Origin of the sequence: Vibrio sp. YT-18, from assembly GCF_033337345.1 — a bacterium.
GTDB classification, from domain to species: domain Bacteria; phylum Pseudomonadota; class Gammaproteobacteria; order Enterobacterales; family Vibrionaceae; genus Vibrio; species Vibrio alginolyticus.
Map to the genome: position 1 here is coordinate 196,191 of NZ_JAWOQO010000010.1, position 10,809 is coordinate 206,999.

Genomic DNA, 10,809 nt, shown 5'->3' on the forward strand with positions numbered 1-10,809 from the left:
AATTCTGTTACATAATTAGAGTGAGCTCACACATGTATTCGATTGCACAGGTGTGAAGCGTTATCTCCGTCTCACAATTAACCATATCAGTATATATTCATATGACCAAGGAGCAGGAGTATGTTACCAACGCGACTTTTACCGCTATGCTACTTTATACTTACGTAATCTAGAGCGAGTGGTAGCAGCTAGAATGCTAATGCTATGAATGTATATCTCAGTCAAGTCCCTTCACGATATTACTGGGTGAGTTTGATAGATAAGATAGGGTTTTGAAAAGGGATAAGTAAGAAACGTAAAGGCTACGGCCTGCCGGAAGGAGGGCAGACCGAGAGCGCTTAACTATTGATATAGCCAGACCGCCAAAGCAAAAAAACTTGGAGCCAAAATAGAAGTTATGATCCCACATAAAACCAATGCGAGTGATGAGAACGCGGCATCTATGGGCTGTTTCTCTGCACAAGTAGCGGTGCCTAAGGCATGAGAGACTGTACCCATTGTCAGACCACGTGCAATCGGGTGTTTAATTCCAATTAAGTTGTAAATTGGGTATGCCAAAATCGCGCCCAATAAACCAACAATCAGAACCAAGATCGCCGCAACGGCAGCTTCACCACCGAGGTGACTCGAAATTTCCATTGCTATTGGCGTAGTGACGGATTTACCCACTAGACTTGCGATTAAACTGATATCTGCTTTGAAAGCGACTGCGATCAAGGTGGTTGTCATCATCGACATCACACTGCCTACTGTGCAAGCAAAAGTGATGATTCGCCAGTTTGCTTTAATCTGTGGTAGTTGTTCATATAGCGGGTAAGCCAGAGCAACTACGGCTGGTTGAAGTAAAAAACTGATCCCTTCGTTATCCGCATAATACGTTTCAAACGGTACATTTAAGTAAGTAAGCAAAGGAATGAGCACTGCAATACTGATCAGCAAAGGATTTGCTAGAGGATTATTCACTTTGATTGCGATTTGGCGCGCGACAAGAAAAACCGCAATGGTAACAACTAACCACATATCAGTGCTTCTCCTTTAGCAAGTAGTCCAGCAGCCAAGCGAGGCTGACTAGTACAATGAGTGAGCCTCCAACTGCGCTAGCAATGATAGGGAGGGCATTAGCGAGTAGCATATCGAAATGTTGCATTAATCCCACGCTAATAGGAACGAACAACAAAATCATGTAGCGGATAAATAGCGTGGCGCCCGGTTTGACCCAATCGACCTTTACAAGCCCAAGAGTCATAGAGAAAAACAGTACGAGCATACCGATGACACTTCCTGGGACGGAAACGCCAGTGAACTTTTGAATGGTAATTCCGATGCCAAGTGCCCCCATGATGAGGAAGATTGAAATGAGCAGTTGGATCAGTTGTAAGAATCGTTCTTTAATCATTTTGACAGTATATAAACAACAAGCACACCATAAGGTGCGCTTGTATTAGGAGGAGTTAAGAAGCTAAGCTCTCTACATAACGGTACACGGATTTTAATATCGCAATCTTCTTTTCGTCACTTTCATGTTCGTGAACTAAGTTTTCTAAATTCAGCATGTACTCTTCAATTTGGCTTTCAAACACTTCTCGACAGTGTAATGCCCAGCGTCTTTGTTCTTGCTCGTCTAATGTGCCTGGGAAGTTACGCGCACGATAGCGGAACAATAGAGGTTTAATGCGCTTGTCATCAAATTCAATGTCCAATGCGGCAAGATTGTTCGGGTCGGTTTCTCGAATGATATCCATGGCTGCGCGATCGGCCGGAGAGAAGAATCCGTCGTAAAGTTGAGTGTCCACATCATCGCTTTTTTCAAATTGACGTTCGATAGAGAACAAGCCGATTAGTTTTTCTCGAATCTCAGGGTGCTGGCGAAGTATTGCCAAATTATCGAGACACTTCTGACGATCAATGCCGATGTTTTCTGCGTTTTCCGCCGTTAACGTTTTTGCAGGGGCGAGAATAGGGCATTTGTTCAAATGAACTAGTTTAACTGGCACTGGTAGCAATTCACCAAGATCTTCGCGCTTAGTGTAGAGTCTTTCGTGCAGCTCTTCTGCGGATAGCTCAAGAATAGGTTGAGGGTCTTTCGCTAAATCGATGGTGATAACAGCGTTATTATTGGTTGGATGCCAAGCAACAGGCACAATCCAGCTAGTGTACTGACATTCGCGCCCTAGCATGCCTGAAACGTGCATCAACGGTGTCATGTTGACGATGTCGACTAAATCATTGAGCTTGCGCTTTTGGCGCATAGAAAAAAAGTAATCAAACAATTTTGGTTGCGCTGCTTTTACTTTCTTTGCCATTTCGATAGTCGCAATCACATCTGCCATGGCATCGTGCGCGTTACTATGTTCTATGCCGTTAGCCACAGACAAGTGTTCTAATTTAAAGCTAGTGAAGCCATCTTCGTTTTCTGGCCATTCTACGCCTTCTGGGCGAAGGGCATGGCACGCGCGTAGTACATCGAGTAAATCCCAACGTGAGTTACCGTTTTGCCAACTCCATGCGTATGGTTCGATAAAGTTGCGATAACAAGTATAACGGGTCACTTCGTCATCAAAGCGAATGCTGTTGTAGCCTAAACTGGTGGTATTTGGTCTCGCGAGTTCAGTGTGAATCTTAGCGATAAACTCTGGCTCAGAAAGGCCTTCTTGAACCGTTTTTTGCGGAGTAATACCAGTAATAAGCGCAGCTTCAGGAGACGGAAGATAATCAGCCGGTGGTTGACAGTACATGACTAAAGGCTCGCCGATGATATTAAAGTTTTCATCTGTACGAACACCAGCAAACTGGCTTGGGCGATCTTTCGCGGGGTTGGTTCCCCATGTCTCATAATCAAAGAAGAAAAAAGTGGGCTGATTATCTTGGTGCATTCTGCTTACCGTTTACAAAACCGATGACAGTATTAGACCATTCAACGCCTTGACTAGCAACGAAAGATGCAAGTTGAATTTTTGAAAATGAAAAAAGCCGATGGCGAACCATCGGCTTGATATTTTATGTTTTATCGCTTTGGAAGGAATTTGAGTTCTATGCTCGTGTTTCTTCCAATGTTGCTTCACTTTCTGGTGACTTCAGCACTCGGCTAGCAATTGTACCCGCAGTCATTGAACCTGAAACGTTTAGTGCGGTACGTGCCATGTCAATCAATGGTTCAATAGAGATAAGCAGCGCCGCGATGGTCACAGGCAAGCCCATTGCAGGAAGAACAATCAATGCTGCAAACGTCGCGCCGCCACCCACACCAGCGATACCAAATGAACTGATGGTGATAATCGCAATCAATGACAGGATAAAGTGCAGATCCAGTGGGTTGATGCCCATTGTCGGAGCTACCATCACTGCCAGCATTGCAGGGTAGATACCTGCACATCCGTTTTGGCCGATAGTGGCACCAAACGATGCTGATAGGTTTGCAATTGCTGGTGGAACGTTAAGCTTCGTGATTTGCGCTTCTACGTTTAGTGGGATCGTTGCTGCTGAGCTACGAGATGTAAACGCGAAGGTCAGTACAGGCCAGATTTTCTTAAAGTATTCCGCAGGGCTAACGCCGACAAAAGAGACTAATACGCCGTGAACAACAAACATCAGTGCGATAGCAACATAAGACGCCACAATAAAGCCAAGTAGGTTTAAGATGTCGCCTGCGCTTGATGTCGCAACCACTTTTGCCATCAGTGCTGCGATGCCGTATGGCGTTAGGGCCATGATCATCTTCACTAATCGCATAACGATAGATTGAGCAGCTTCTACGAAAGTACGAATCGGTGATTCCAACTCTGCTTTTTCCATCATCACTTTACGAGCGGCGATACCAGTTAACACGCCGAAGATAACGACAGCGATAATTGAGGTCGAGCGAGCACCTGTTAGATCAGCAAATGGGTTGGTTGGAATGAAGCTAACTAGCATTTGAGGAATAGTCAGGTCACTTACTGTACCAGCACGGCTTTCTAAAACGGCGATACGAGCGGTTTCACGAGCACCTTCAGTTAACCCTTCTGCTGACAGGCCAAATGTTGTTGTCACCAAGATACCGATAAGTGCAGCAATTGCAGTCGTTACTAGAAGAACAGAGATGGTCAGGCCAGAAATTTTACCCAATGATCCACCTTTCTCTAATTTAACAACTGCAGAGATCATCGACACTAACACCAGTGGCATGATGACCATTTTCAGTAGACCAACGTAGCCACTGCCTACAATACCTACCCATTCAAGTGTTTGAGCAATAGCACTGTTGCCCTCACCGTGAATGAGTTGCAAAGCAAGACCAAAAAGAGAACCAGTAACAAGACCGATTAAAACGAGACGAGAGAGTGTGTGTTTCTTTTGTTGTTGGTTAAATAGAAAGAACAATATGCCAACAAAGACGGCTAGAGAGGCTATCACTGCAAAATTCATAATCTGACCTTATCAACCTGCCGAAATGGCGGTTGCTTTTTATACGGGGTTTTATACGGATTTGTTTATGGGGCGTAAGATAACGCTCGCGATATAACTTTAAAAATGACAAACGGGTATTAGCTAGATCTAAAATGAATATAAAAACGAGATCTAAGTCGCGTGAGAGTGTGAATTAGCACATTAAATGTACAAAATGGTTATTCGTAGTGATGCAGTAAGTCACGCATTTCTTGCCTTTGTAAGTAAACCACCGAGTCTTCTTGATAACTGAAAAGTTGATAAATCATCGCTTTGGCGACATCTTCCGCTCGAATAGGTAAAAAGTTGGACAGTTTGCCAAGCATGAGTGGGCGAATTACCTTAAACAGAGTTTGCACTAACTTCTCGTCCGTTCTTGGGCTTTGACGTTGACCAACAAGCGGGCCTGGGCGAACAAACACGATTTCCTCAAAACCCATAGCTTCGATTCTTTGTTCCATTTGTCCTTTACAGGCTAAGTAATGGGATGGTGATTTACTATTTGCACCAAGGCTAGAAACAACCGCAAGGCGTTTGACTCCGATCGTTTTCATCTGTTGGGCGACTTTACGCACCAGATCAACATCTACTCTACGTAAATTATCCTTACTGCCTGCTTGCTTAAGGGTTGTGCCTAAACAGATAAAGCCGATGGTCGGTGTTGGTTGGTTATCATCCCATTGGTGGATAGAAAGGTCGGCATCAATGAGAGGAACAAGCTTATTGTCCGCATCTAGGACGCCATCGAGTGGGCGGCGAGAAAGATAATATAAGGTACCAACACCTGATTGATTTATGAGGTTTGTAATGACTTTTGAACCGACTAAGCCAGTTGCACCGGCGATGATTGCGCAGGTGTTGTTATCCATATCTTTTCTCCTATATGGGAACATAGTCTAAGCTATTGTAGCGGATTTCAACGAGTTACTTATAATCTCGTGCAAGAAAGGTGAGACGCTCTGCGAACTCGGCAGACTATCCTGAGATAAACTTGATTAGCGCTGCCCCAATTGGATGCAAGTGTATACAATAGTGGGCGCGCAAAAACTGTCGCTGAACAAGACCTCTTGAACAACAGAACACCTCTCACCCAGACAACATCAAAGGAACGTAAAAAATGGATGACTCTTTTGCTGCGGAGATACAAGCACGCATAGATAACAAAACCAAACCCGTCGGTTCTTTAGGCTTATTGGAAAAGGTGGCACTGCAGTTAGCTCTTATTCAAAGTCAGAATAAACCTCAGCCAGTTGATTCCATCGCTATCTGCAAACCAAGCATGCTGGTATTTGCTGGAGATCACGGCGTTGCAGAGGAGGGGGTGAGCATTGCGCCAAGCGAAGTCACTCAGCAAATGGTGGCTAACTTTCTCGCTGGCGGCGCAGCCATCAACTGTTTTTGCGACATCAATGGCATTCAACTCAAAGTAATAGATTGCGGCATGTTGGCTCCTATTGATGTGCTTGTTCCAGAATTTAAATCCCATCCCAACTTGGTTGAACAACGGTTGGGTAACGGTACGGCTAATTTTTCTAAACAATCCGCGATGTCCCCAGAACAAGTGGCGCTAGGTTTAGAATATGGTGCGAAGATTGCTGAGCAAACCATTTTGCATGGTTCAAACCTCTTGATGTTCGGTGAGATGGGCATCGGTAATACCAGTTCGGCCTCAGCACTGTTATCGGCGCTGAGCTCATTAGATATTGATTATTGTGTTGGCGTTGGCACTGGAATCAATCAACAGCAGTTGAGCCGCAAATATAAACTGGTAGCACAGGGGGTAAACCGATGTCGAGGTCTTGATACTAAAGCGATTCTTGCACAGGTTGGAGGTTTTGAAATCGTACAAATGGTGGGCGCTTTTTTAGAAGCCAAGCGGCTTAAAACTCCAGTTTTAGTGGATGGGTTTATCGTATCGGTAGCGGCTTATATTGCGACGTTGTTAGACGAAGAAACGCGTGAATACATGTTGTTTGCCCATCGCTCTGAAGAAAATGGACATAAATTTGTATTGGAACATCTTAAAGCAGAACCTCTGCTCGACCTTGGTTTACGGCTAGGGGAGGGAACAGGAGCCGCTCTTGCCTTACCCTTGTTAAAAGCTGCCGCTCAGTTTTACAACAAAATGGCGAGCTTCGAGAGTGCAGGAGTTACAGTATAGTGTCAGTCCCTGATAATTCTGAGAAAGTCACGCCGTCATCGTTAAGATACCAGTGGGAGTTATTTCTATTAGCTACCAGTTTTTTTAGCCGCTTACCCGTGCCCCAAGCGTTGCCTTACAGTGAAGAACGCATGAATCAGGCAGGCCGTTACTTTGCGTTAGTTGGTCTCGTGCTTGGAGCACTTTGCGCTTTGGTATTCTCGCTCACCTCAATTTTTTTCCCAGAGTCGGTTGCCATAGTATTAACGATGGTGTTTAGCTTATTGTTAACTGGGGCTTTTCACGAAGACGGCTTGACCGATATGGCGGATGGCATTGGCGGTGGCATGACCGTAGAGCGACGCCTCTCTATTATGAAAGACAGTCGTATTGGCACTTATGGTGCCGCCACTCTCATTATGGCGTTATTGGCTAAGTATGTTTTTTGGAGTGAACTGGCTAACTTGCCGCACTTTTGGTTGGTCATTGTCGTCGCTTACACCGCAAGCCGAGCACTAGCAGCGACGCTTATTTATGACATGCCTTATGTCAGTGACAGTGATACGTCGAAAAGTAAACCGCTAGCAAGTCGCCAGTCTTCTCTAGAAGTCTCCATTTTGTTGTTTACTGGTGGCGTAACATTGCTTGTGCTTGGTATCGCGGATGCGATCTTGATATCGCTTGTTCTCGTGGTATTTCGTTTGATGTTCAAACGTTGGTTAACCAAGAGAATTGGCGGCTTTACGGGGGATTGCCTTGGCGCAGCGCAACAGTTGTCGGAACTGCTTATTTATCTCACTATGATTGGGTTGTATCACTCCTCATGAAGCAATTGATACTCGGTGGCGCGCGCTCTGGGAAGTCGCATTTGGCAGAAAAAACAGCTAAGCAATTATCGGTCGCTTCTCATCGATCATTACACTATGTTGCAACCGCGCTGCCATTTGACCAAGAAATGCGAGAGCGAATAGCGCATCATCAAAAGCAACGCGGGGGCGAGTGGCAAGAGCATGAATGCCCCCTTCATTTATCTGAGTTACTGACAAATTTCGCTACCACCGATGTTGTATTGGTCGACTGTTTAACCTTGTGGCTCAACAATTGGATATTTGAGTTAGGTGATGAATGTTCCAATGAGAAGCTAGAAGCAGAAATTGAAAAGCTTATACAGGTTGTGCGTGGCTCAGATGCGACGTTAATATTCGTCTCTAACGAGGTTGGAATGGGCATTGTACCTTTGGGGGCGGTTAGTCGTTATTTTGTGGATAATGCAGGACGGATGAATCAAAAACTAGCCAGTGTTTGTCATCGCGTTACCTTTGTTGCTGCTGGTTTGCCGTTGGTTCTTAAAGAGTAGGATGGAACAAAATGAAAACACTCAATATCTATCTTGTGCGTCATGGAAAAGTAGACGCTCCACCAGGACTCCATGGCCAAACAGATGTAAAAGTTACGCCTGCTGATCAAGAGAGTATTGCTCGGGCTTGGGCCGAGAGTGGACGAGGTGTGGGTGGAATAATTTCTTCTCCGCTTTCACGCTGTCAAGAACTGGCAAACATCATTGCTGAACAGCAATTATTACCAGTAATGACGGATGAGTCTTTACAAGAGATGGCATTTGGTGATTTTGATGGTATGCCTTTTGATATGCTCACTGAGCAGTGGAAAAAGCTAGATGCTTTTTGGCAATCGCCAGCACAACATACGTTGCCGAATGCTGAGAGCTTAAGCACATTTTCTGAGCGCATATGTCGCGTTTGGTCTCAAATCATCAACGATATCAATGACAATCTACTTATCGTCACGCATGGTGGCGTCATTCGTATGATTCTTGCTCATGTATTGGAGTTAGATTGGCGTAACCCAAAGTGGTATTCGACGTTGTCGATAGGAAACGCTTCTGTCACGCATGTAACAGTTACCATAGATGAGCAAATTTACGCCTCGGTGCGTTCGATTGGCGTACCTCTTTTAACTCGTTAATTTATAAATATTAAAATGCCCAGAACGATATTGCTTACGGGCATAGTCACGGAAGATGTCAGTGGAAGCCCATCTGCTAGGTGCAGGAAGCGAAAATTGACTCAGTTACATAAAAAGGAAATATAGAAATGACAACGCCGAGTTGGGATTTGTCCATCGTTTATAACGACCTTTCTGACCCACGAATTCAAGACGATATTGCTCTTGTGGAACAATGTATTGATCTTTTGAATAAACAATCAGCAGATTGTGGCAACGTAGAGATCATGCAAAATGCGATTTTGACCAATGAAGCCGCGAGTCGTTTAGCGGGTACAGTTGCAAATTTTGCGAGTTGTTATGCTTCTGTTGATGCAACAAACGCCGAAGCGAAATCGTTACTTGGTAAAATGACCCGCATCTTTTCGGAGCTTTCCCAAGCGTTCAGTCCCTTTGATTTGACACTAACGCATGCCGACGAAGAGTTTATCTTGCGCGTGTTAGACCATGAGAATCCTGATATCAGTGGGCAAGCTTTTTCTATCTTGAATTCTAGAAAGTTGGCGGATACTCGTCTTAGCAACGCAGAAGAACAGTTACTGGCTGCGATGAGTGTGGATGGCAAATCGGCTTGGGGTAACCTATACGATAACCTGACTGGCTCATTGAAAGTGAAGCTTGAGTACACAGATGGTAATAGTGAAGAGCTTGGGTTTTCTCAAGCGGCAAGCATTCTTTATGGTTCTGAATTCGAGCGTCAAGAAGCCGCGTGGCGAGGCGTACAAGATGCAATGCAAACGCACCAAGAATCATTCGCTGCGATTTTGAATGCGTTAGCAGGATGGCGCTTAACTGAAAACAAAAAGCGTTCTACGAAGCGTGAAGTTCACTTCCTAGAGCCGAGTTTGCATGGTAGCCGAATCCAAGCTGAAACTTTAAATGCGATGATGACCGTAGCCAAAGACAGTCGAGCTATTGGTCAGAAAGCGGGTTTATTGATGGCGCAAGTACATGGTCTGGATGAGATGAAACCTTGGAATCATCTGGCGGCTATGCCTGCTTTGAGCGGTGAAGCGAAGGTTTACGACTTTGATGAAGCGATTGATGTTATTTGTGAAGCATTTGAAACAGTAAACCCTGAGATGTCGGAGTTTGTCCGTTTGATGGTACAAAATGGTTGGATTGATGCCGCGCCAAATGCTAACAAGCGTCTTGGCGCATACTGCACCAAACTGCCAGCAACGCGAACACCACTTGTGTTTATGACTTGGAGTGGCAGTCGGTCAGACCTTATGACTCTGGCACATGAACTTGGCCATGCGTTCCATAACTGGGTTATTCGTGATTTGCCACTTTGCCAAACTTACTACCCAATGACGTTAGCAGAAACCGCCTCTATCTTTGCAGAAAACATCGTTCGTGATCATTTGATTTCGAAAGCGGAGAGCGTTGATGAAAAGCTCGAGATGTTGTGGGAAGAGTTGTCATCTGCGCTAGCTTTAATGATCAACATTCCGGTTCGCTACGAGTTTGAAAAATCGTTCTATGAACGCCGCCAGGATGGAGAGTTAACCGCAGATGAATTCTGTGAGTTGATGTCAGAAACTTGGAAAGAATGGTATGGCGACGTAATGAGCGAACCGGATCCGTACTTCTGGGCAAGCAAGCTGCACTTTTCTATTGATAGCGTGAGCTTTTATAACTACCCATACCTATTTGGTTTCTTGTTTAGCAAGGGTATCTATGCACAGCGAGAAAACAAAGGCGAAGCGTTTTACACCGATTACATCAATTTGCTGCGCGATACAGGCTGCATGATGGCGGAAGATGTCGTCGAAAAGCACCTGTCGATGGATTTAACCCAGCCAACGTTTTGGCAGCAGAGTGTTGAGCTAGTGCGTGAAAAAGTCGATGAGTTTGAGCGTTTGCTCGCACAGCGCGGCTAAGTTTTTCGCAGTGTTGATGCATAATCTGCTTTATAGCTACAAAAATTTGATCAAATCATAATGATCTTAATCAGGGCTGTGGTAAAGTTCACAGCCCTAACACTTTGTAATTGTTTGAAAATTAAACGCCTCAATGCTTGATTTGAGTGCCTGGCGCGAAAAGGCATCGGATTTTCGAGGGAAATAGTGATTTCTACTCATAAGTGAGATCGCAGCAACAAAAATCCTTTGTACAATTTATTAACATATCCGCCGTGCTATTAAGGAGTAACGCATGACGAAGTCTCTCTTTCGCCAATCGTTTTTAACTGACACGTTAGATGTTCATATTGATGT

General features: G+C 44.7%; 10 protein-coding genes. 5 read left to right on the forward strand and 5 right to left on the reverse strand.

Features of this window, described 5'->3' with window-relative positions; genetic code table 11:
* Positions 1-342: 342 nt before the first annotated feature.
* The 5 genes from R7M72_RS15490 to R7M72_RS15510 all read right to left on the reverse strand — a co-directional run bounded on the left by R7M72_RS15490 (position 343) and on the right by R7M72_RS15510 (position 5,294).
* Positions 343-1,020, reverse strand: a complete 678-nt coding sequence (locus tag R7M72_RS15490; protein ID WP_005377888.1) for an LrgB family protein — start codon at positions 1,018-1,020, stop codon at positions 343-345.
* Position 1,021: 1 nt separating this feature from the next.
* Positions 1,022-1,396: a CidA/LrgA family protein gene (locus R7M72_RS15495; protein WP_005397786.1), complete on the reverse strand. Its 375-nt coding sequence runs from the start codon at positions 1,394-1,396 to the stop codon at positions 1,022-1,024.
* 55 nt (positions 1,397-1,451) lie between these two features.
* Positions 1,452-2,873, reverse strand: coding sequence for an exodeoxyribonuclease I (gene sbcB, locus R7M72_RS15500; protein WP_104975258.1), 1,422 nt, complete (start codon positions 2,871-2,873; stop codon positions 1,452-1,454).
* A 157-nt stretch (positions 2,874-3,030) separates the two neighbouring features.
* Entirely contained in the window at positions 3,031-4,404 is a 1,374-nt protein-coding gene (locus tag R7M72_RS15505) for an L-cystine transporter (protein WP_005377885.1), read from the reverse strand.
* 200 nt (positions 4,405-4,604) lie between these two features.
* Positions 4,605-5,294 carry an NAD(P)H-binding protein gene (locus R7M72_RS15510; protein ID WP_318056240.1) on the reverse strand — a complete coding sequence of 230 codons (690 nt, stop codon included), beginning with the start codon at positions 5,292-5,294 and terminating at the stop codon, positions 4,605-4,607.
* Positions 5,295-5,542: 248 nt separating this feature from the next.
* Between R7M72_RS15510 and cobT the strand changes: the two genes are divergently transcribed.
* From cobT to R7M72_RS15535, 5 genes are all read left to right on the forward strand, one after another.
* Entirely contained in the window at positions 5,543-6,586 is a 1,044-nt protein-coding gene (gene cobT, locus R7M72_RS15515) for a nicotinate-nucleotide--dimethylbenzimidazole phosphoribosyltransferase (RefSeq protein ID WP_104979038.1), read from the forward strand.
* Positions 6,586-7,392, forward strand: coding sequence for an adenosylcobinamide-GDP ribazoletransferase (locus tag R7M72_RS15520; RefSeq protein ID WP_054576446.1), 807 nt, complete (start codon positions 6,586-6,588; stop codon positions 7,390-7,392). Before cobT ends, R7M72_RS15520 begins: the two co-directional genes overlap by 1 nt.
* Complete coding sequence (cobU, locus tag R7M72_RS15525) at positions 7,389-7,922, forward strand: bifunctional adenosylcobinamide kinase/adenosylcobinamide-phosphate guanylyltransferase (RefSeq protein WP_053350418.1); 534 nt, start codon at positions 7,389-7,391, stop codon at positions 7,920-7,922. Before R7M72_RS15520 ends, cobU begins: the two co-directional genes overlap by 4 nt.
* 11 nt (positions 7,923-7,933) lie before the next feature.
* The gene (cobC, locus tag R7M72_RS15530; protein ID WP_005389801.1) at positions 7,934-8,548 is read left to right on the forward strand and encodes an alpha-ribazole phosphatase; all 615 of its coding nucleotides are present in this window, start codon (positions 7,934-7,936) and stop codon (positions 8,546-8,548) included.
* A 128-nt stretch (positions 8,549-8,676) separates the two neighbouring features.
* Complete coding sequence (locus tag R7M72_RS15535; RefSeq protein WP_054729866.1) at positions 8,677-10,473, forward strand: M3 family oligoendopeptidase; 1,797 nt, start codon at positions 8,677-8,679, stop codon at positions 10,471-10,473.
* The last annotated feature ends 336 nt before the right edge of the window (positions 10,474-10,809 follow it).